The 20,551-nt window shown below is 71.0% G+C and carries 18 protein-coding genes; 5 read left to right on the forward strand and 13 right to left on the reverse strand.

Annotated features, from left to right (window positions below):
- Positions 1 to 67: 67 nt before the first annotated feature.
- From OG496_RS21435 to OG496_RS21480, 10 genes are all read right to left on the reverse strand, one after another.
- Entirely contained in the window at positions 68 to 1,618 is a 1,551-nt protein-coding gene (locus tag OG496_RS21435; RefSeq protein ID WP_405972021.1) for an alkaline phosphatase D family protein, read from the reverse strand.
- Between the two features lie 1,496 nt (positions 1,619 to 3,114).
- Positions 3,115 to 4,551 (reverse strand): GTPase ObgE, encoded by a 1,437-nt coding sequence (gene obgE, locus OG496_RS21440; protein ID WP_405972022.1) that lies wholly within the window; start codon positions 4,549 to 4,551, stop codon positions 3,115 to 3,117.
- 154 nt (positions 4,552 to 4,705) lie between these two features.
- Positions 4,706 to 4,960, reverse strand: a complete 255-nt coding sequence (gene rpmA, locus OG496_RS21445) for a 50S ribosomal protein L27 (RefSeq protein ID WP_019063244.1) — start codon at positions 4,958 to 4,960, stop codon at positions 4,706 to 4,708.
- 14 nt (positions 4,961 to 4,974) lie between these two features.
- Positions 4,975 to 5,295: a 50S ribosomal protein L21 gene (rplU, locus tag OG496_RS21450; RefSeq protein ID WP_006374708.1), complete on the reverse strand. Its 321-nt coding sequence runs from the start codon at positions 5,293 to 5,295 to the stop codon at positions 4,975 to 4,977.
- A 230-nt stretch (positions 5,296 to 5,525) separates the two neighbouring features.
- Positions 5,526 to 9,536: an Rne/Rng family ribonuclease gene (locus OG496_RS21455; protein WP_405972023.1), complete on the reverse strand. Its 4,011-nt coding sequence runs from the start codon at positions 9,534 to 9,536 to the stop codon at positions 5,526 to 5,528.
- 263 nt (positions 9,537 to 9,799) lie between these two features.
- Positions 9,800 to 10,567, reverse strand: a complete 768-nt coding sequence (locus OG496_RS21460) for a TIGR03936 family radical SAM-associated protein (RefSeq protein ID WP_405972024.1) — start codon at positions 10,565 to 10,567, stop codon at positions 9,800 to 9,802.
- Positions 10,568 to 10,613: 46 nt separating this feature from the next.
- Entirely contained in the window at positions 10,614 to 11,723 is a 1,110-nt protein-coding gene (locus tag OG496_RS21465) for a hypothetical protein (protein WP_405976669.1), read from the reverse strand.
- A gap of 15 nt (positions 11,724 to 11,738) precedes the next feature.
- Positions 11,739 to 12,278: a GNAT family N-acetyltransferase gene (locus tag OG496_RS21470; protein WP_405972025.1), complete on the reverse strand. Its 540-nt coding sequence runs from the start codon at positions 12,276 to 12,278 to the stop codon at positions 11,739 to 11,741.
- A 3-nt stretch (positions 12,279 to 12,281) separates the two neighbouring features.
- Positions 12,282 to 12,761 carry a GNAT family N-acetyltransferase gene (locus OG496_RS21475; RefSeq protein ID WP_405972026.1) on the reverse strand — a complete coding sequence of 160 codons (480 nt, stop codon included), beginning with the start codon at positions 12,759 to 12,761 and terminating at the stop codon, positions 12,282 to 12,284.
- 19 nt (positions 12,762 to 12,780) lie between these two features.
- Positions 12,781 to 13,389, reverse strand: a complete 609-nt coding sequence (locus OG496_RS21480; RefSeq protein ID WP_405972027.1) for a TetR/AcrR family transcriptional regulator — start codon at positions 13,387 to 13,389, stop codon at positions 12,781 to 12,783.
- 141 nt (positions 13,390 to 13,530) lie between these two features.
- Between OG496_RS21480 and OG496_RS21485 the strand changes: the two genes are divergently transcribed.
- Complete coding sequence (locus tag OG496_RS21485) at positions 13,531 to 14,085, forward strand: cysteine hydrolase family protein (protein ID WP_405972028.1); 555 nt, start codon at positions 13,531 to 13,533, stop codon at positions 14,083 to 14,085.
- 35 nt (positions 14,086 to 14,120) lie between these two features.
- Here the strand turns inward: OG496_RS21485 and OG496_RS21490 are convergent, their stop codons facing one another.
- Complete coding sequence (locus OG496_RS21490) at positions 14,121 to 14,873, reverse strand: SDR family oxidoreductase (RefSeq protein ID WP_405972029.1); 753 nt, start codon at positions 14,871 to 14,873, stop codon at positions 14,121 to 14,123.
- A gap of 165 nt (positions 14,874 to 15,038) precedes the next feature.
- Between OG496_RS21490 and OG496_RS21495 the strand changes: the two genes are divergently transcribed.
- Complete coding sequence (locus tag OG496_RS21495; protein WP_405976670.1) at positions 15,039 to 15,887, forward strand: helix-turn-helix domain-containing protein; 849 nt, start codon at positions 15,039 to 15,041, stop codon at positions 15,885 to 15,887.
- 5 nt (positions 15,888 to 15,892) lie between these two features.
- On the opposite strand, the gene OG496_RS21500 is transcribed toward OG496_RS21495, so the two are convergent.
- Positions 15,893 to 16,630, reverse strand: a complete 738-nt coding sequence (locus OG496_RS21500) for an SDR family oxidoreductase (RefSeq protein WP_405972030.1) — start codon at positions 16,628 to 16,630, stop codon at positions 15,893 to 15,895.
- A 184-nt stretch (positions 16,631 to 16,814) separates the two neighbouring features.
- On the opposite strand from OG496_RS21500, the gene OG496_RS21505 reads away from it, so the two are divergent.
- Positions 16,815 to 17,291, forward strand: a complete 477-nt coding sequence (locus OG496_RS21505; RefSeq protein ID WP_405976671.1) for an RrF2 family transcriptional regulator — start codon at positions 16,815 to 16,817, stop codon at positions 17,289 to 17,291.
- A 29-nt stretch (positions 17,292 to 17,320) separates the two neighbouring features.
- Here the strand turns inward: OG496_RS21505 and OG496_RS21510 are convergent, their stop codons facing one another.
- A complete protein-coding gene (locus OG496_RS21510; RefSeq protein ID WP_405972031.1) occupies positions 17,321 to 18,472 on the reverse strand; it encodes a glycosyltransferase in 1,152 nt (383 codons plus the stop codon).
- A 307-nt stretch (positions 18,473 to 18,779) separates the two neighbouring features.
- Here OG496_RS21510 and OG496_RS21515 point away from each other — a divergent pair, with 307 nt between their 5' ends.
- Both OG496_RS21515 and OG496_RS21520 read left to right on the forward strand, forming a co-directional pair.
- Positions 18,780 to 19,676, forward strand: coding sequence for a hypothetical protein (locus OG496_RS21515; protein ID WP_405972032.1), 897 nt, complete (start codon positions 18,780 to 18,782; stop codon positions 19,674 to 19,676).
- A gap of 176 nt (positions 19,677 to 19,852) precedes the next feature.
- On the forward strand, positions 19,853 to 20,548 hold the full coding sequence (locus tag OG496_RS21520; RefSeq protein WP_405972033.1) for a DUF899 domain-containing protein: 696 nt from the start codon (positions 19,853 to 19,855) through the stop codon (positions 20,546 to 20,548).
- Positions 20,549 to 20,551 lie beyond the last annotated feature (3 nt).

A 20,551-nucleotide genomic window follows, 5' to 3' on the forward strand; every position in this document is an offset into this window, starting at 1 on the left:
TTTGCCCTGAGAGGAGCCTGGGACACAGATGAGTCCCAGGCTCCCGCCACACAGGGTTCACAAACTTCTATACGACGCTGACGCCCGGGTCGTCCGACTCCACCCGGAGTGAGGCGTACGTGCTCGGTGTCGCCGTGGGCTTCAGCACGGTGTCCACGACTCTCACCTGCGCGTCGATGCCGTCCTTGCGGATGTCGAACAGGTGGTAGCCGCGGTGGGCGTCGATCACCTTCCAGTGCGGGTTGTCCGCCATCAGCGGGTCCCACTGGGCGTGGAAGGCGGCCTGGTCCTGGTCGCCGTTGCTGGAGATGGACGTCCCCACGAACTCGGCGCCGACGACGTCGGAGTCCGGATCGGCGAAGTCCTCTTTCAGATCGCTGATCATCGTGAGATGGCGGTCACCGCTGAGCACCACCGGGTTGCGGACGCTCTTGAAGTCCTCCAGCAGGGCGTTGCGTTCGACCTGGTAGCCGTCCCAGGCGTCGTAGAACCACTGCTTGCCCGCGCCGAGCAGGATGTCGGTCTCGGCCAACATGATCTGCGAGGCGATGACGTTCCAGCGGGCGGGCGAGTGGCGCAGCCCGTGCAGCAGCCATGCCTTCTGCTCGGCGCCCATCATCGTCATCGCCGGATCCTCGGCGCCGGCCTGCGTGGTGGCCTGGTCGCTGCGGAACTGCCGGGTGTCGAGGACGTTGAGCCGCATCAGCCGGCCGAATTCGAGCCGCCGGTACATCTGGATGTGCGGCCCGTTCGGTACGGCGCTCGCGCGCACCGGCATGTGCTCGTAGTACGCCTGGAAGGCCGCGGTCAGCCGCGCGACGAACGCGTCGTGCGACTGCTTGTCGGGGTCCTGCGGGACCTCCCCCGCCCAGTCGTTGTCGACCTCGTGGTCGTCGAAGGTCACGACCCAGGGCGTGTTGGCGTGCATGGCCAGCAGATCCGGGTCGGTCCGGTACTGCGCGTACCGATTGCGATATTGAACGAGGCTGTACGGCTCCCCGGTCCCCTCGTGCCGACGCGGCCCCGCGTTCGAGGGCGCCGACTCGTAGATGTAGTCACCGACGAAGAGCACGAAGTCGGGGTCCTGGGCCAGCATGTCGGCGTACGGCGTGAAGTAGCCGTTCTGCCAGTTCTGGCACGAGGCGAGCGCGACGCGGAGCCGCCCGCCGGAGCTGTTCGCATGGGGCGCGGTGCGGGTGCGGCCTGTGGCGGAGATCTGCCCGCTGACGCGGAAGCGGTACCAGTAGTCACGGCCGGGCCGCAGTCCCCGTACATCCACGTGAACGCTGTGCCCGTACTCGGACCGGGCTGGCGCGATGCCGCGGCGCACGTGCTTTCTGAACCGCGCGTCCTCGGCGATCTCCCATTCCACAGGGACGACCTGATCCGGCATCCCACCCCCGTTGAGCGGGTCCGGGGCGAGCCGCGTCCACAGCACGATGCCGTCGGGCAGCGGGTCCCCGGAGGCGATACCGAGGCTGAACACCCCGTCGGGCAACGGTGTTTCGGCAGCCCGGGCGGAGGTCGGCAGCCAGAGCTGAGCGGAAGCGGCGCCCCCGAGCACCGCCGCACCGGCCGCGAGAAAACGTCGTCGATCGGGTGATACGGCTCCGGTCATCGGTGAACTCCCTTGCGACGTTGGCCTCTTGGGTCACTTGGAAGCCTCACAGTGCGCGGAGTCCCGCCTGTTGAACAGTAAGTATCGCGTCCATGACAAATGAGCGCACAGCAAGAGACCCGTTACTCCGAGAGCAACGGGTCTCGGCCAGGTTGGTCACGGGGGCGGGTGATCTTGACGCCGGACGGAGGAGCGAGGGGGGGCGGGGGGCTGCCCGGGGGGCGTGGTGACCCCGGGGTGCGATGGTGACCCCGGGGGCGGGGAGCCGGTGAGCGACGTGCGGGGTGCGCAACACGGGGAGCGACGCCGGGGGGGGCGATGCGCGGGGCGCGCCGGTCGTCATGCCGAGCCGGACGACCGGCGCGCCTGACGGGCGGTCACCTCGCCGGGGCGGACGGCCGGCGCGCCGGAGAGGCAGCGGTCACGCCGGAGACGCAGCCGTCCCGCCGGGCAAGCGGCCACCGCGCCGGACGGACAACCACCAGCACCGGACGTGCAGTTCGTCCCGTCGGACGGCAAGTCACCGCACCCGGCAGACAGTCACCTCACCAAGCCAGACGACCAGCACACCGGACAGGCAGCCGCCGCACAGGGCAGGCGGCCACCACCCCGAACGGACAACCACCGGCACCGGACGCGTAGTTCATTCCGCCGGACAACAAATCACCGCACCCGGCAGACAGTCACCTCACCAAGCCAGACGACCAGCACACCGGACAGACAGCCGCCACACCGGGCAAGCGGCCACCACGCCGAACGGACAACCACCGGCACCGGACGTGCGGTTCATCCCGCCGGACAACAAATCACCGCACCCGGCAGACAGTCACCTCACCAAGCCAGACGACCAGCACACCGGACAGACAGCCGCCACACCGGGCAAGCGGCCACCACGCCGAACGGACAACCACCGCGCGGAGCAAGCGGCCGGCGCGCCAGCCGAGCAGCCGTCACACCGCGCCGGACAGCCGGCACGACTGACGAACGATCAACTCACCACACCGGACAACCACCGCACCAGAAACAGGCAGCGGCCACGCGAGCGCACAGCCACCGGACCGGGCAAGTGCCCACCCCGCCGGCCAACTGATCACCGCACCCAGCGGACAGTCACCTCGCCAAACCGGAAGGCGGTCGCGCCGGACAGGCGGTCGCCACACCAGACGGACGGCCACCCCACCGAACAAGCAGCCGCCACGGCTCACGACCGGACGCCACACCGGACGGCGGATCACCACGCCCAGCACGTGGCCACCGCACGGGACGGACGATCACCACGCACACGTAGCCATCCCACCGCACGGCCGATCACCGCACCCGGCGGACAGTCACCCCGCCGGCCGCGCAATCATCGCGCCCGGCGAACAGTCACCTCGCCAAGCCGCGCAATCATCCGGCCCGGCGGACACTCAACCCGCCGAACCGCACGATCACCCCGCCCGCCAGACAGGCACCGCACAACTCCGGTCGCCCGGAAGCCGCGCCGCGCCCCCCCCTCAGAACGGCTTGAAGTCGTTGAACTCCTGGGTCACATCGTCCCGCTCGGCCTGGTTGTCGCGGCGGCGCTGTGCCGCCGGGCGCGGGGCCTCGAAGCGGTGGTCCTCGCCGCGGCGGCCGAGCATCTCCGCGCCGGCCATCACCGTCGGCTCCCAGTCGAAGACGACCGCGTTGTCCTCGGGGCCGATCGCGACGCCGTCGCCGGAGCGGGCGCCCGCCTTCATCAGGGACTGCTCCACGCCGAGGCGGTTGAGGCGGTCGGCGAGGTAGCCGACGGCCTCGTCGTTGCTGAAGTCGGTCTGGCGGACCCAGCGTTCGGGCTTCTCGCCGCGCACGCGGAAGAGGCCGTCCTCCTCCTGTACGACGGTGAAGCCGCTGTCGTCGACCGCCTTCGGGCGGATGACGATCCGGGTCGCCTCCTCCTGCGGCTTGGCGGCACGCGACGCGGCGATCAACTCCGCGAGCGCGAAGGAGAGTTCACGCAGTCCCGTGTGCGCCACCGCCGACACCTCGAAGACGCGGTAGCCGCGGGACTCCAGGTCCGGCCGCACCATCTCGGCGAGGTCCTTGCCGTCCGGTACGTCGATCTTGTTGAGGACGACCATGCGCGGACGGCGGTCGAGACCGCCGTACTGCTTCAGCTCCTCCTCGATCGTGTCGAGGTCGGAGATCGGGTCGCGCTCGGACTCCAGCGTCGCCGTGTCCAGGATGTGCACGAGTACGCTGCAGCGCTCCACGTGACGCAGGAACTCCAGGCCGAGGCCCTTGCCCTGGCTCGCGCCGGGGATGAGGCCGGGCACGTCGGCGATCGTGTAGACCGTCTCGCCGGCCGTCACCACGCCGAGGTTCGGGACCAGGGTCGTGAACGGGTAGTCGGCGATCTTCGGCTTGGCCGCGCTCAGCACGGAGATCAGCGAGGACTTGCCGGCGCTCGGGTAACCGACCAGGGCCACGTCGGCGACCGTCTTCAGCTCCAGGACGATGTCCTGGAGGTCACCGGGGACGCCGAGGAGTGCGAAGCCCGGCGCCTTGCGGCGGGCCGAGGACAGCGCCGCGTTGCCGAGGCCGCCCCGGCCTCCCTGCGCGGCGATGTACGACGTGCCGTGGCCGACCAGGTCGGCGAGCACGTTGCCCGCGCCGTCCATCACGACCGTGCCGTCCGGCACCGGCAGGACCAGGTCCGTGCCGTCCTTGCCGGAGCGGTTGCCGCCCTCGCCGGGCTTGCCGTTGGTGGCCTTGCGGTGCGGGGAGTGGTGGTAGTCGAGCAGCGTGGTCACGGACTGGTCGACGATGAGGATGACATCCCCACCCCTTCCGCCGTTGCCGCCGTCCGGGCCGCCGAGCGGCTTGAACTTCTCACGGTGGACGGAGGCACAGCCGTGGCCTCCGTTACCCGCGGCGACATGCAGCTCGACGCGGTCCACGAAGGTGGTCATGGGATGTGCCTCCAGTTACGTACAGGAAAGTCTTGTGGCTACAGCCAGGTGCTGTCAGCCAGGTGTTGCCCTACCAGTAGAAACACGCGAAAGGCGGACCCGCTTCCCGTACGGGAAGTGAGGTCCGCCTCGCGAAAGCTTCCGTTCAGGTGCCTCAGGCGACCGGAACGATGTTCACGACCTTGCGGCCACGGTGGGTACCGAACTCCACCGCACCGGCGTTCAGCGCGAACAGCGTGTCGTCGCCGCCACGGCCGACGCCCGAACCGGGGTGGAAGTGGGTGCCGCGCTGGCGGACCAGGATCTCACCAGCGTTGACGACCTGACCGCCGAAGCGCTTCACGCCGAGCCGCTGGGCATTGGAGTCGCGACCGTTCCGGGTGGACGATGCGCCCTTCTTGTGTGCCATGTCTCCTCAGTCCCTTACTTCGCAGCCGCGGGGATCTCAGTGACCTTGATCGCCGTGTACTGCTGGCGGTGGCCCTGACGACGGCGGTAGCCGGTCTTGTTCTTGTAGCGAAGGATGTCGATCTTGACGCCCTTGTGGTGGTCCACGATCTCGGCCTGGACCTTGATGCCGGCCAGCACCCACGGGTCGCTGGTCACAGCGTCGCCGTCGACAACGAGCAGGGTCGAGAGCTCGACCGTGTCGCCAACCTTGGCAGTGGAAATCTTGTCAACCTCAACGATGTCGCCGACAGCAACCTTGTGCTGGCGACCACCGCTGCGCACGATGGCGTACACGCTGATCTCACTCTCTAGCTCAGGGACGGCACCCCCGCAGTCCAGCCGCCCTGCAGAGCAGACGGCCTCTCCCGGCGGAACACGCCCGGGAGGAAGAGGTTTACGGGGATGTGGCGTGTCACCAGTGGACACGCCGACAGTCAAGGTTACGGGGCCGCAGCCGAACGGGTCAAACCGGGCCCGGTGGGGAGTGCGACTGGTCACATGGACCAGCCGCACCCACCCGGGGTTCAGCCCTCGTCGGTGGAGGCGGTGACGGAGGACGGGTTCGTCTGCTCCGCCGCCGCGGTCTTCTTCGACGTGGTCTTGGCGGCCTTCTTGGCCGTCGTCTTCTTAGCGGCCGTCTTCTTGGCCGCGGTCTTGGTGGCCGCCGTCTTCTTGGCGACCACCTTCTTCGCCGGGGCCTTCTTGGCCGCCTTGCGAGCGGCCGTCTTCTTGGCCGGAGCGTCCGCCTCGACCTCGGCCTCGGCGACCGGCGCTTCCTCCACCACGGCCGACGGTACGACCGTCACGGCCGCCTCCTCGGACGCGGTGGGCGCGGTCGCCTTGCGCACGGCACGACGCCGGGGGCGGGCCGGAGCCGCGCTCTCGACGGGCGCCTCGGGCTGCTCGACGGGCGCGGGCGCCTCGACGACGACCGGCGCGGCGGCCTCGGTGACCATCACGACGGCGGCCTCCTCGGACCCGGCCGGCGAACCGGCGGGCGCGGTCGCCTTACGGGTCGCACGACGGCGCGTACGCCCCTTGGGCGCGGCATCGTCGACGACCGGAGCCTCGACGGCCGGCGCGGACACCGGGGCCTCCTGAACGACGGGAGCCTCGACGACCGGGTCCTCCACGGCGACGGGCTCGGCCTGCGCGACGGCGGCCGGCTCGGCCTCCTCACGCACCTCGCGCGACTGCCGCTCGCCCCTCGGCGCACCGGCCGGAGCCGACGCCCGCCGGCTCGTCCGGCGCCGCGAACGCCCACCGCGGGTGGCCGCGGCCTCCGCCTCGGCGGCGCTGCTGTACAGGTCCTCGTCGGGCCGGAACTCGGGCTCGGCGAACGGAACCGGCGTGGCGACCTCGGCGGCCACCTCGGCCTCGGTCTCGACCTCGTCGTCGGCCACGTCGTGCTCGTGGTCGTGCTCGTGGGTGTCGTGGACGTCCTGTCCGTTCCCGTCACCACCGCGCCCGCGCCGCTTGCGCTTGCCGCCGCCACCGACCGAGGTCGGCTGCTCCATGTGCACAATGACACCGCGGCCGTTGCAGTGGACGCAAGTCTCGGAGAAGGACTCCAGCAGGCCCTGTCCGACGCGCTTGCGGGTCATCTGGACCAGGCCCAGCGAGGTGACCTCGGCGACCTGGTGCTTCGTACGGTCGCGGCCCAGGCATTCGAGCAGGCGCCGCAGGACCAGGTCCCGGTTGGACTCCAGGACCATGTCGATGAAGTCGATGACGACGATGCCGCCCAGGTCGCGCAGCCGCAGCTGGCGCACGATCTCCTCGGCCGCCTCCAGGTTGTTCCTGGTCACGGTCTCTTCGAGGTTGCCGCCCTGACCGGTGAACTTGCCGGTGTTGACGTCGATCACGATCATCGCTTCGGTCTTGTCGATGACCAGCGAACCGCCGCTGGGCAGCCAGACCTTGCGGTCCAGCGCCTTCATCAGCTGCTCGTCGATGCGGTACGTCGCGAAGACGTCGACCTCGGAGGTCCAGCGGGAGAGCCGGTCGGCGAGGTCGGGGGCGACGTGCGCGACGTAGCCGTGGATGGTGTCCCACGCCTCGTCGCCGCTGACGATGACCTTGGTGAAGTCCTCGTTGAAGATGTCGCGCACGACGCGGACGGTCATGTCCGGCTCGCCGTACAGCAGAGTCGGCGCGTTCGAGCCGCCGCCGCTCTTCGCCTTCTTCTGGATGTCCTCCCACTGCGCCTGCAGCCGCTCGACGTCGCGGCTCAGCTCGTCCTCGCTCGCGCCCTCGGCGGCGGTGCGCACGATGACGCCCGCGTCCTCGGGGACGATCTTCTTGAGGATGGTCTTCAGCCGGGCCCGCTCGGTGTCGGGCAGCTTGCGGCTGATGCCGGTCATGGAGCCCTCGGGGACGTACACGAGGTAGCGCCCCGGGAGGGAGACCTGGCTGGTCAGACGCGCGCCCTTGTGCCCGATCGGGTCCTTGGTGACCTGCACGAGGACCGACTGGCCGGACTTCAGGGCGGACTCGATGCGGCGCGGCCCGTTGGCCATGCCGAGCGCCTCGAAGTTGACCTCACCGGCGTACAGGACGGCGTTGCGTCCCTTGCCGATGTCGATGAAGGCGGCCTCCATCGAGGGCAGCACGTTCTGGACCTTGCCCAGGTAGACGTTGCCGACGTACGAGGTCGACTGCTCCTTGTTGACGTAGTGCTCGACGAGCACGCCGTCCTCCAGGACGCCGATCTGCGTGCGCTCACCGCTCTGCCGGACGACCATCACGCGCTCGACGGCCTCGCGGCGGGCCAGGAACTCCGCCTCGGTGATGATCGGGACGCGCCGGCGCCCCTGCTCGCGGCCTTCACGGCGGCGCTGCTTCTTGGCCTCAAGCCGCGTCGAGCCCTTGATGGACTGCACCTCGTCGCTGGGGTGCTCGTCCTTCTTGGCGCGCGGCTCGCGGACCTTGACGACGGTGCGCTCGGGATCGTCGGCCGACGCGGGCGTCTCGCTCTCGCCGCCCGAGTCACCGGCGCGACGACGCCGACGGCGCCTACGACGGCTGCTGCTCGACCCGGAACCGCCCTGGTCGTCGTCCGCCTCCTCGGCGTCCTCCTCGACCTGCTCGGCGGTGTCCTCGGAGTCCTGCGCGGCCTGCTCGGCGGCGTACTCCTCGTTGTCGTCGCCCTCGTCCTCACCGGTGGCGGACTCGCCACGGCGACGACGCCGGCCACCACGCCGACGGCGGCGGCGCGAACCGGTCTCCTCGGCCTCGTCACCGTCGGCGGAGTCCTCGGCCTCGTCGGCCTCCTCCTCCACGACGAGGGCCTCGACGACGGCGGGCGCCTCGGGCTCGGCCTCGAAGGCGGCACCCCGGCGACGACGCCGACGACGCCCGCCGGTCTCCTCCTCGACGACCTCCACCGCGACGGGCTCCGCTACGACGACGATCTCTTCCTCGTCGTCCTCCACGGCCTCGGCGGCCGCGGCAGCGGCGGCCCGCTCCGGGGTCTGGAACATCGGCTCGGTGAAGACGGGCGCCTGGAACACGGCCACGGCGGGCCGCCTCGGACGACGCGGTCCGTCCTCCTCCTCGGCACTGTTCCCGTTCTTGGGCGCGGGCGCGGAGAACCCGCCGGCGGCGGTCCGCACGGCCCGGCGCCGACGTCGCGGCCCGGAGTCCTCGGCGGGAGCCTCGGCAGGGGTGTTCGTCTCCGCGGCGTCCGCGGTGGTCTCGTCGTTCACAGGGGCCTCCTCGCCCACGGGCGTCCCGGCAGGCGCGGACACACGGCGCGTGGCGCGACGACGGCTCCGACGCGGCCCGGCATCCTCATCGGACGCGGCAGCCGCGGAACCTTCGGTCACTTCTTCGGTCACTGCGGTGGCTTCAGCACTCTCGACAACCTCAGCGGTCTCGGTCGCACCGGCAGGCGCGGACACCCGCCGAGTAGCACGACGGCGCGTACGCCCAGCAGGCGCAGCAGCCTCTTCCTCCACGACGGCCTCTACGACGGCGGGCGCCTCGGCGACGACAGGCGCGGCCTCGGGCTCCTCCACCGGCTCGGTCACAGCAGCCGGGGCAACGGTCTCGGGCGCGGTCACCCGGCGCGTGGCACGACGACGGCCGCGCCGCGGAGCGGCATCCTCGTCGGACACGGCAGGCGCCGCGTCTTCCTCTACGGCGGCAGGCGCGGCGGCGGCAACGGCCGGCACCACGATCTCGGCCGCCTCGGGCACCTCATTCGCCTCGGGCGCACCGGCGGGCGCGGACACCCGCCGAGTGGCACGCCGACGCGTACGCCCGGCAGGCGCGGCTTCCTCTGTGGCAGCAGGAGCCTCGGCAGCCACCTCGGTCACAGCGGCCTCAATGGGCGCGCTGACCTGGACGCTCTCGTCCTGCTTCTCGTCGCTCACCTCGGCCGGTATGGCCGGAGCGCTGTTCTCGACCGCGCCCTCGGCGGCGGTCGGCGGTCCCGCTGGGCGAGACGCGGCGCGGCGCCTGCGGCGCGGCGGCAGCGTGTCGCTCGGGGTGTTGAGTTCGGAACCCTCGGTGGGTTCGGTCGGTTCGAGCATGCGGGCGTTTCTCCCGTCAGGCTCCCGGGCGCCGCGCCTGGTCCGGCAGGGATGCCGGTGACGTCCGCGGCTCGCGCGTTGCGCGGTGCCGCCGTCCGGGGCGCGGGCGCCGCACGGGAGCTCTCTGTGTCCTGTCTCGCCGGTTCCGTACGCCCAGATGCGGACGGCCTGGCGAAAGTCTTGTGGTCGGTACGCTGCCCGACCCAGGTGGCTCCCGAGTCCGAGGGCGGCGCTACGACATCGGTCCCTACGCGGAACCTTCCCTACGCCGGCGCCTTCGCGGCGGCAGCTTCGGCGACCGTGGTGTTCCCGGTCACTGCTGCCTCGCGGTCGGGCGCGAGCGGGTCGGTCACCGTGCCGGTCTCTTCATCGAACAGCCCCTGCGCCAGCCTGGTCACCGCTGCGGCGACCGGCGGCGCCAGGTCGGCCACGGCGCGAAGACCGGACAGGACGTCGTCGGGTCGAACGGCAGGCGTCACGTGCCGAACAACCAACCGGAGTATCGCACAGGCCTGGTCGCTAGGCCTATCAGCCTGTGGACCAACCGTCTCAAGATGCGCTACGGCGGAGCGGGCGTCGAACGTCCGCATGCCGTTCTTGGCCATGCGCTGGACCTCGACGCTCTCGGCCGAGTTGAACGCGGCCACCGCGCGCTCGGCGTCCTCGGGCGCCACCCCGTCGAGCCGCAGCTCCCACACGGAAGCCGTGAGCCGGTCGGCGAGCCCGGAGGTCCGGGCCTCGACCGCGTCGACGATGTCGAGCCCGACGGGCATGGACTCGTCGAGCAGCTCGCGCAGCTTGTCGGGGTCGCGCTCGGTGGTGAGCGCGATCTCCAGGTATTCCGCCTCACTGCCCGTGCCGGTGGGTGCGGCATTGGCGTACGACACCTTCGGATGCGGCGTGAACCCCGCCGAGTACGCCATCGGCACCTCGGCGCGGCGCAGCGCACGCTCGAAGGCGCGCTGGAAGTCTCGGTGGCTGGTGAACCGGAGGCGGCCGCGCTTGGTGTAGCGCAGTCGGATGCGCTGCACCGCGGGTGCGGGCGGCGGGCCTTCGGGCTGTCGCTTGCCCAGTGTCCTAGTCCTTCGTGAGAACGGTCGTACTTCTACCAAGAGTACGTGTCTCGTCGCCCATCGGTTCCCGTCGCTCCACCGGCTCCGGCTGCCGTGGCTCGCCGAAAACCATCCGCCGGAAGTCGGCGCGGGCCTGCCGGGCGGACTCGCGCGCGGCGGCCAGCACCTGCCGGGTGACCCGCCCCACAGCACGCGCGGCCTCGGCGGCGGGCCGCAGCACCAGGTCCCGTACGACGTGTCCGACCGGGGTGAGCACGGTCCGGTACACCCAGCTCACGGGCTCGACGAAGATCCACCGGAAGAGGGTCCCGAGGACCCGCCCCACGGCGAGCGAGATGTGCCCGGCGATCCGCCAGGCATGCCCGAGGGCGTCCCACACCTCCCGCCCGATGACGGCGAGCACGCGCCCGACGGGCGTCAGCACCCAGCGCCAGAGGGCGATCGCGGGCAGCACGAGCAGGATCCGGGCCGCCCAGTACAGGACGACACCGATCCCCGTACCGATCGCCCTCACCGACCACAGAAGCCCCCGCCCGCACCAGGCGATCGCGTGCCCGATCGGCGTGAGGATCCAGGCGTACAGCCACCCGGCGGGCACGACGAGCAGATACCGCCCGAGCCAGCCCACGCCGGCGGCCACCCCGCCGCCGACCCACGCCACTCCTGCGGCCACCCCGTTGACCACCCACGCGCACGCGTGCCCGACGGGAGTGAGCACGCGCGCGTACAGCCACGCCAGCCCGCCCCCGATCCGCCGGGCGACCCAGGCGAGGCCGTGCCCGACCGGGGTGAACACATACCGGTACAGCCAGATGAGCGGCACAAGGACAAGAAGGTTGGTGAGCCGGCCGAGCGCCTTGGCGAGCGGCACGACGACGTACCGCCACAGCGCCACCCACGGCCACACGAACACCGCGCGTGCCAGCGGCCGCAGCACGGTCCGGTACAGGAACCGCCCGCCGACCACCAGCCCGTCCCACACCAGCCGTACCGGCACGACCAGCACGAGGACGACGATCCGCACGGGGACGCGGATCGCGACGGCGAGACATCCCTCGGGCGACTGCGGCGACGGCCGCGCGGGCGGCTTCTCGAATTTCCTGGGGGCGTCCATACCGGGCAAGACGCCTCAGCTCCCCGTCCGGGTCCGGATCCAGTACCGCAATTTCCCGTCCCGCTCGTCCTCGAACTTCCCGCCACCGGCCTCGATCACCTTGCGGGACGCGATGTTGGTGGCATCACAGGTCACGAGGACCGGATCCAGGCCGAGTTCACGAGCGTACGGCAGGACGTCACGGAGCATCGCGGTCGCGTGCCCGCGGCGCCGGGCGCCCGGCCGGACTCCGTAGCCGATGTGGCCGCCGTAGTCGAGGAGCCACTGGGTGAGGCGGTGCCGTAGCTGGATGCGGCCGAGGTAGGTGTCGCCGTCGACGTACCAGTACCAGGTGTTCGGCACGAAGCCCTCGGGCCGGCGGCCGTCCTCCGACTCCTCCTCGCGCACCGCCTCGACGTACCGCTCGAACCCGGCCGGCTGCCGCCAGGTGCTGCCGTGCTCCCGCAGTTCGCGCGCGAGCGTGCCGCCGAAGAAGTCGTCCTCGACGAGGTGCTCGTACACGGCGTCCAGGAACGAGACCCGGAACCGGGCGTCGGGCAGGATCAGTTCAGGCATCGGTCAAGGGTAGGGGTCGCCGCGGCAGACACGGGCGTGCAGGAGCCGGGGCGAGGAGGCGAAGCCGCGGCGGGCGTAGGCGGGGATCGCCCGGGGTGAGGAGTGGACGGTGACGCGTTCGAGCCCGAGGTCCTGAGCGCGGGCCAGCACTGCTTCCACCAGCCGTCCGCCGACACCGCCGTCGCGCTCGCCGGGGATCACGTACACGCACTGCAGATCACCGCTGGCCCGCCGCAGGGCCTGCGGACTCGGCACCCGCTGGACCACGGCCAGCCACGCCATCCCGATGAGCACGCCGTCCCGTACGACGACCACGCACCGGTGCGAACTCCCGTTCTCCGCGGCCCAGTTGACGAAGTGCCGTACGAACTCCTCCCGGGTGGTGACGGGTTGATCCCCGTTCTCAAGAATCCAGCGCCACCGGAGCCCCGCGACGACGTCCAGCTCGGCTGGTTCGGCGGGGCGGATCGTGATGTCGTCCACCCGCGCATTGTGCGGCAGTTCAGCGGTCGTCGGCAGGGGGCGCCAGCAGCGCGTCGACGATCTCCCGTAGTGGCGCGGCCAGTTGCTCGGCGGTCGCGTCCCGCAGGGGGCGCAGGCCTACGGCGGACCGTACGACGGCGACGCCGACGCCGAGGGCGACGAGGAGTTCCGCGCGCAGCAGCCGTTCGTCGTCCTCCCCGGCCGGGCCCTCGCCGGACGCTTCGAGGATCTGGCGGCTGAACTCGTCCAGAGCCTTGCGGCGCAGGGCGTCCACGCGTTCGTCTCCGGAACCGCGCAGGAGCATCAGGACGGGGTGTTCGCCGAACTCCGGCCAGGCACCGGCGGACAGTTGGTGACTGAGCGCCTCGGCGAGACCGGCCCGGTCCGAGGGGAATTCCTCATCCCGGCCCAGGAAGCGGGGAGTTGAGGCCAGGGCCGCCTTGAACAGCCCCTCCTTCGAGTCGAAGTACCGCTTGATGAGCGCCAGGTTGACCCCGACGTCGGCGGCGACGTCCCGCAACGTCGTGCGGTCGTACCCGAGTCGGGTGAACCGACTGCTCGCGGCTTCCAGCAGCGCCTGCCGGGTCGCCGCAGCGTCCCGTCGCCGGAGCCCGTCGACCTCATTCACGTCACCCGTCACCACCACCGGCGACCTCCCTCGACCAGCTCAAGTAATCACTCGTTGACATGACTACAGGGCATGGTTACGTTAGGCAAGTAATCACCTGATGACTTAGTGACCGAGCACTCAGCTCGCGGAAGGACCCCGGTGTCCGAGCAAGCCCTCCTCGTCATGGACGTCCAGCGCGTGATCGTGGACCGTTACCCCGACCCGGCCTATCTGCCGCGCCTGCGCAAGGCGGTCGAGGCGGCCCGTGCGAACGGCGTCCGCGTGATCTACGTGACCGTCGGGTTCCGCCCCGGCGCCCCGGAGATCAGCCCCCGCAACAAGCTGTTCGGCAGGCTCGCGGGCTCCCCCGCGTCGGCCGCCGCGACCCAGGCCAACGAGATTCACCCGGACGTGGCCCCCGAACCCGGCGACATCCTCGTCACCAAGCGCCGCGTCAGCGCGTTCGCGGGCAGCGACCTCGACATGGTCCTGCGGGCGAACGACATCGACCACCTGGTCCTGACGGGCATCGCCACCAGCGGCGTCGTCCTGTCCACCCTCCGCCAGGCCGCCGACCTGGACTTCACCCTCACCGTCCTGTCCGACGCCTGCCTCGACAACGACCCGGAGGTCCACCACGTCCTCACGGAGAAGGTGTTCCCGACGCAGGCGGAGGTGACGACGGTGGCGGACTGGATGGCCGCCGCGCGCTGACCCCCTCCGCCAACACCCGTCATTCCGCCCGGAGTTCAGCCCTGCGCCGTGGGCCTGACGACGATCTCGTTGACGTCGACCTCCGCGGGCTGGTTGACGGCGTAGACGATCGCCTCGCCGATCGCCGTCGCGGGGATCGCGATGCCCATCATGTCCTCGGCGACCGCGCGCATGCCCAAGTCGCCGATGCTGTCGGTCAGTTCGGTACGGGTGAAGCCGGGGCTGACCACGGTGACGCGCACGTCGCGGCTCTCCTGCCGCAGCCCTTCGGAGATGGCGCGGACCGCGTACTTGGTGGCGCAGTAGACGGCCGCGGTGGGATCGACGCGGTGCCCGGCGACGGAGGCGACGTTCACGATGTGCCCCGCGCCCTGCTCGCGCATGACGGGCAGCACAGCGGCGATGCCGTGCAGCACACCGCGGATGTTCACGTCGATCATGCGGTTCCACTCGTCGACCTTCAGGGCCTCCAGCATCGCCAGAGGCATCACACCCGCGTTGTTGACGAGCACGTCGACCCGGCCGTACGACTCCTGCGCGGCCCGGACGAAGTCCCGCACGCTCTCCAGGCTGGTCACGTCCAGCTCGCGGTGGTCGGCCGTGCCCCCGTCCGCGCGGATCTCCTTGACGACGGCGGCGAGGCGGTCGGCGCGCCGGGCGCCGAGGAACACCCGGTGTCCCGCCCCGGCCAGCAGCCGGGCCGTGGCCTCGCCGATACCGCTGCTCGCGCCGGTGATCAGGACGACCTTGCCGGGACGGGAGGTGGACTGGGCGGTGGTGGCGGTCATGAGGAGCCCTTCGGAGAAACGTGATCCGCGCGGCAGCCGTCCACCGCGCCCTCCGAGCATCGACGGGATCGGCCCGATGAGGCAGGACGAGGCTTCCGGGGTGCGCCACTCCTAGGAAGCGGGGAGCAGGAGGCAGCGGCGCCGTAGGCTTTTGGAATGGACGGCATGGACGGTACGGACGGCTACGCGCTCGGTGACTTCCTGCGTGCGCGGCGGTCCCGGCTGACGCCGGCGGAGGTGGGTTTTCCCAGTTCCGGGGCGCGCCGGGTGGCCGGGCTGCGGCGCGAGGAGGTCGCCGTGCTGGCCGGGGTCAGCGCCGACTACTACGCCCGGCTGGAGCAGGGCCGGGAACGCAGCCCCTCCGGCCAGGTGGTCGACGCCATCGCCCGCGCCCTGCGCCTCGACACGGACGCCCGCTGGCACGCGTACCGTCTGGCCGGCCTGGTCCCGAGGCCCGTCCCCGCCGAGCCGTCCGACGAGGTGGACCCGGCGCTGCGCAGGCTGATGCACGCGTTCCCGACGGCGGCGGCGTACGTCATCAACCGGCGCCTGGAGGTCCTCGCGTCGAACGCGCTGGCCGACGCGCTTCTCGCACCCCTGGGTGACCGCCGCAGGATGGTCCGCTCGCTGTTCCTGGACCCCGCGGCCCGGGACCTGTTCGCCGACTGGGAGCACGTCGCCCGCTGCTCCGCCGAGGCGCTGCGCCTGGCCACGGGCCACGACCGGGACGACCACGAACTCGGCGCACTGATCGCCGAACTCCTCGGCGGGAGCAAGGAGTTCGGGGCGTTCTGGCAGGACCACAGCGTCAGCCGGCCCGGCCGCCAGTCCAAGACCTTCAACCACCCGGACGTGGGCCGCATCGCGCTCACGTACCAGACGTTCGACGTGCAGAGCGCCCCCGGCCAGTGCCTGCTGGTCGGCACGGCGGAGCCGGACACGGAGGACGCGGCGGCGCTGGCCCGGCTGGGTTCTCCGCACGCGGCCGGGACCTCGAAGGCACCCCTGCCGTAAGCGGGTCAGTGCCCGGCGAGCCAGTCCGTGTAGTGGGTGGCGGTGATACGGGCGCCGTCCGGGGCGGTGAGGACGTCACCGGGGGCGACGGCGAACATGCCCGCGGCGTCGTCGGTGACGACGGAACCCGCGCCGCCCTTGGCGGTCAGGGTGAGCCGGCCGAGTTCGTCGAGGGGGTAGACGTCCGGGCCGCCGATGTTGAGGACGCCGTTCAGCGGGGCGCCCGCGGCGACCTCGGCGACGACACCGGCGACCTCCGCGGCGGCGATCGGCTGGATCGGCGTACGCGGCAGCCGGACGGTGTCGCCGTCGGTGGTCATGGCGAGGGTCGCGTCCATGAACTCCATGAACTGCGTGGCGCGGACGATGGAGTACGGGACCGCCCCGCCCTTGAGAAGGTCCTCCTGCAGGACCTTCGCCCGGTAGTAGTCCAGTCCCGGCACCTGGTCCACACCGACGATGGACAGGATGACGAAGTGCCCGACCCCGCCCTTCTCGCTCGCGGCGAGCAGGTTGTCCATCGACGCCTGGAAGAAGCCGATCGAGGCGTCGTCGAAGGTCGGTGAGTTCGTCAGGTTGACGACGACGTCGGCGCCCGCGACGGCCGCCTCCAGCCCCTCGCAACTGATGATGTCGACGCCGGTGGACTGCGAGTGCGGCACGGCCTGGTGCCCGGCCGCGTTCAGGTTCTTCACGACCTGCGAGCCGATCAGCCCGGTTCCGCCGATGACTGCGATCTTCATGGCCTACGCCTTCCGTAGATGACTGACGTCAGCCGACTGCCGCCAGCTGACCGATGTCCGACATGTACCGCCGACCGATCGCGACGGCACCCCGAGACAAAACCCGGATACTTCTTATCCGAGATAATACTCGGACAACAGACATCCGAGTCAACTGGAGTCTGAGTAAAATGAGTGAGTGAAGATGTCCGGCGGAGTCGAGTGGGCCCTGCACTGCTGCGTTGTCCTGACCTCGGCCCAGGCCCCGGTCCCGGCCGCCCGCCTGGCCGAGTTCCACGACGTGTCCCCGACCTATCTGGCCAAACAGCTCCAGGCGCTCTCCCGCTCCGGCCTGGTCCGCTCGGTGCAGGGAAAGTCCGGCGGCTACGTCCTGACCCGCTCCCCCGCGTCGATCACGGTCCTCGACGTCGTAGAGGCGATCGACGGCCCCGACCCGGCCTTCGTCTGCACGGAGATCCGCCAACGCGGCCCGATGGCCACCCCACCCGAGGCCTGTACGACGCCGTGCCCGATCGCCCGCACGATGGCCGCGGCCGAGGCGGCCCGCCGGGATGCCCTGCGGTCCGTCACGATCGCCGACCTCGCGCGCGATGTGGAATCGGACTCCGGGGAGGGGACGCTGGCGGGCGTCGGCACCTGGCTGGTTTCGCCGCACGACTGAGCCTCACGGCGCGCGCGTCGGCGTACCGCCTACTTCTTCCTGGCCCTGGCGGCCTTGCCGGCCCGGGAGACCTTCGGCCCGCGTGCGGGGTTCGACGGCCGGGGGACCGCGGCGACGTGCGGGGCGGAGAACTCACGGTTGACCGCGGTCTGGTGACGGATGGCGGCCGGCAGGTCCGGCAGGGCCAGCAACCGGTCGCACGCTTCGACCGAGGCCGCGAACTCCCCCACCCAGTAAGCGGTGATCGAGAACTCGAAGAGAAGCCCCCACCGGTACACCCAGGGCTTGGTGAAGAGCAGGTCACCCGGTTCCGGCCTGCCGACGACGTCACCGAGCAGGGCGTACGCGGTGCGGTACCGGCCGGCGAGCCGCAGCCGGGACGCCAACTCGTAGCACGCTTCGAGCCGTTGAGGACGTCCGTCCCAGGCTCGGGAGAACGCGTCCATCGCCCCCGGCCAGTCGTCGTTCTTCTCCGCCCGCAGGATCCCGGCCTCCAGGAGGGCGCAGTAGACCTCCTCGCCCCACCCTCCCATCCGGGCCCGCCGCTCGTAGAGAGCGATCGCCTCCTCGGTGTGCCCCAGGTCGCGTTCGGTGTTGGCAAGGTAGAAGACCGTGCGCGGATTGTCCGGGTCGCGCTCGAACTCGCTCCGCAGCAGACGCGCGTCGCGCTCGAACTTGTCGCCGCGGCACCCGCCGTCCGCCTGGTCCTCGACGACGAGCACGTCCAGGTTCTCCTGGGTGTCGGGCTCGTCGGTGCACGGGTACTCGTGCGTCACACCCTCGTAGCGCCACAGCCAGTCGCCCCGCATCAGGTGCTTGAACCGGTGCTGGGTGCCCGGGGCGTCGTAGCGCAGCATGTACGAGCCCGCCGTCAGCCGGGGCAGCGGGCCGTCCTGCCGCATGACGTGGTCGGCATCGAGGGTGAGAAGGTAGTCGGCCTTGCCGTGCGCGTGCTGGATGTTCCGGGTCCGGTTGTGCCCGAAGTCGACCCAGGGTTCCTCGTGGAGTTCGCCGGGAACGCCGTCCAGGACCTTGCGGATCAGGTCCTGCGTGCCGTCCGTCGAGCCGGTGTCGGAGATCACCCAGTAGTCGACGAGCGGCCGGACGGCCTCCAGACAGCGCTCGATCACGAGCGACTCGTTCTTGACGATCATGCACAGGCAGAGGGTCTGCTGCTTCACGGCCTCACCGTCCCGGACTGCTGACGTCCCGTCGGAGAACACGCGCGTCACAGTGGCACGCGCCCGCTCCGCGACCGTCCATCCACGCGGGAGCCCGCGCCCCGGAGCCCCCGAACAGCGGCGGCCGAGGCCGGACGGGTGATCACAGGTAAAAAACGCACCATCAGAACGCATCGATTAGTCCGATACGACGACAAACAGGCGCGTTCCACAGCTCTACGGCCGCCACCCGAGCCCCCGCGGGTCAAGCTCCCCTCGCACTCGGATTCGGGACTTCACCCGAACCGGTCTCTCAAGGAGCACGCAGATGAGCCCTGAGTTCCCGACGTCCTCGCTGCTCGGGCCGCTGGCCCGGGACAGGTTCCGGAAGGCGGGCCTGGTGGCCTCGCTCGCCCTGGTCCTGGCGTCCGGCGTGGCCGGCCCGGCCGCCGCGGCGGCACGGAGCACCACCGGCCACGCCGAGGCAGCCGCCGGCCGCGGCGGCGGCGGCGGCGACCACTGCAAACCGGCCCACCATCACAAGTCCCGGGTGACCGAAGGCGGCGGCAAGGGCGACTGCAAGGGACCGACGGGTCCCACGGGTCCGACCGGCCCGAAGGGCCCGAAGGGCGACAAGGGAGCCACCGGCGCGACCGGACCCAAGGGGCCCACCGGAGCCACGGGCGCGACCGGCGCGCAGGGCCAACCCGGCCAGCAGGGAGCCACCGGACCGACCGGCCCCACCGGGCCACAGGGCGACCAGGGCGCGACGGGTGCCACCGGGGCCCAGGGCGCCACGGGCCCGACCGGACCGATGGGCCCCACCGGAGCCACCGGCGCCACCGGGCCGTGCGCCGACATCGACGGGTTCCAGGACCAGGAGGTGTACGAGGTCCGCGGCGCGGTGAGCGGGACCATCACCTACGCGGGCATCCGTGACGTCCGCCCCGCCAAGGACCACACCATGAGGTGGACCGACCTCAGCACCCTGACGGGCTATCCCAACGGCGGCACCAACGGCTTCGCCTGCGGTGTGTCCGTCAACGAGCACAGTCAGGGCAACCAGGACCTGGCAGGCATCAAGTACGACGTCATCACCACCACGGGTCTGGTCTTCGAGACCATCTGCGTCGAGAGCCACTCGGCGAACACCGCGGCCGCCCTGACCTGCCCCGGCCCGTGGACCGCGCTGAACTCACCCGAACCGGGCAACAGCAACAACTGACCGTCCGGCACCCGCCCGGCCCGGTCACCTGCGACAACGTGACCGGGCCCGGCGCCGGCAACACCCGGTGCGGAAGTTCCGCCGCCTCGCCGGGGCGCCGACCGATGAGTTCCGGAGCCCGGCGCGGTCTACCCCCGTACCAGGGACAGCCACGCCCACAAGCTCTGCGAGGGACCATGACCGCCGACGCACTGCCGCCCGTCGTTGACACCACGACCTGGGAGAACCAGCTCGCCTCCCTCCGCGCCCGCGAAAAGGCCGCGACCCGCGAACTCGACGCCATCGCCGCCGATCGGCGCCGCCTGCCGATGGTCGAGATGCCCGACTACACCCTCGACGGCGCGGACGGCCCCGTCCGCCTGGCCGAAGTCTTCGACGGCAAGCGGCAGTTGATCGTCTACAACCACATGTGGTTCGCCGGGAAGGAATGGCAGTGCCCGGGCTGCACCGGGTTCACCTCGCAGTACACGCGCCTGGAGTTCCTCGACAACTACGACGCCCGGTTCGTCATCGTCACCCAGGGCCCGATCGACGAGGCGCTCGCCTACAAGGAGCGGGTCGGCAACCGGATGCCGTGGTACTCGACCGCGAACAGCTCGTTCGGCGCGGATGCCGGCGCACCGCCCGACGGCGGATTCGCGGTCAACGTGTTCCTGCGCGACGGCGACACCGTCTACCGCACCTGGCACACCAACGGCCGGGGCACCGAGCAACTCAGCCACAGCTTCGCCCTGATCGACCTCCTGCCGTACGGCCGCCAGGAGGAATGGCAGGACTCCCCCGAGGGCTGGCCCCAGTCACCCACCTACAGCAGGTGGGCGGGGTCCAAGGAGATCGCCGCGGCCTACGGCCCCTCGGACCCCGTCAGTTGACCG

Origin of the sequence: Streptomyces sp. NBC_00988, from assembly GCF_045162645.1 — a bacterium.
In the GTDB taxonomy this organism is placed as follows: Bacteria; Actinomycetota; Actinomycetes; order Streptomycetales; family Streptomycetaceae; genus Streptomyces.

Coding starts and splice junctions, on each gene's coding strand:
- OG496_RS21435 (WP_405972021.1), bottom strand. CDS start 1,618: ATGACCGGAGCCGTATCACCCGATCGACGACGTTTTCTCGCGGCCGGT.
- obgE (WP_405972022.1), bottom strand. CDS start 4,551: ATGACCACCTTCGTGGACCGCGTCGAGCTGCATGTCGCCGCGGGTAAC.
- rpmA (WP_019063244.1), bottom strand. CDS start 4,960: ATGGCACACAAGAAGGGCGCATCGTCCACCCGGAACGGTCGCGACTCC.
- OG496_RS21455 (WP_405972023.1), bottom strand. CDS start 9,536: ATGCTCGAACCGACCGAACCCACCGAGGGTTCCGAACTCAACACCCCG.
- OG496_RS21465 (WP_405976669.1), bottom strand. CDS start 11,723: ATGGACGCCCCCAGGAAATTCGAGAAGCCGCCCGCGCGGCCGTCGCCG.
- OG496_RS21470 (WP_405972025.1), bottom strand. CDS start 12,278: ATGCCTGAACTGATCCTGCCCGACGCCCGGTTCCGGGTCTCGTTCCTG.
- OG496_RS21490 (WP_405972029.1), bottom strand. CDS start 14,873: ATGACCGCCACCACCGCCCAGTCCACCTCCCGTCCCGGCAAGGTCGTC.
- OG496_RS21495 (WP_405976670.1), top strand. CDS start 15,039: ATGGACGGTACGGACGGCTACGCGCTCGGTGACTTCCTGCGTGCGCGG.
- OG496_RS21500 (WP_405972030.1), bottom strand. CDS start 16,630: ATGAAGATCGCAGTCATCGGCGGAACCGGGCTGATCGGCTCGCAGGTC.
- OG496_RS21505 (WP_405976671.1), top strand. CDS start 16,815: ATGTCCGGCGGAGTCGAGTGGGCCCTGCACTGCTGCGTTGTCCTGACC.
- OG496_RS21515 (WP_405972032.1), top strand. CDS start 18,780: ATGAGCCCTGAGTTCCCGACGTCCTCGCTGCTCGGGCCGCTGGCCCGG.
- OG496_RS21520 (WP_405972033.1), top strand. CDS start 19,853: ATGACCGCCGACGCACTGCCGCCCGTCGTTGACACCACGACCTGGGAG.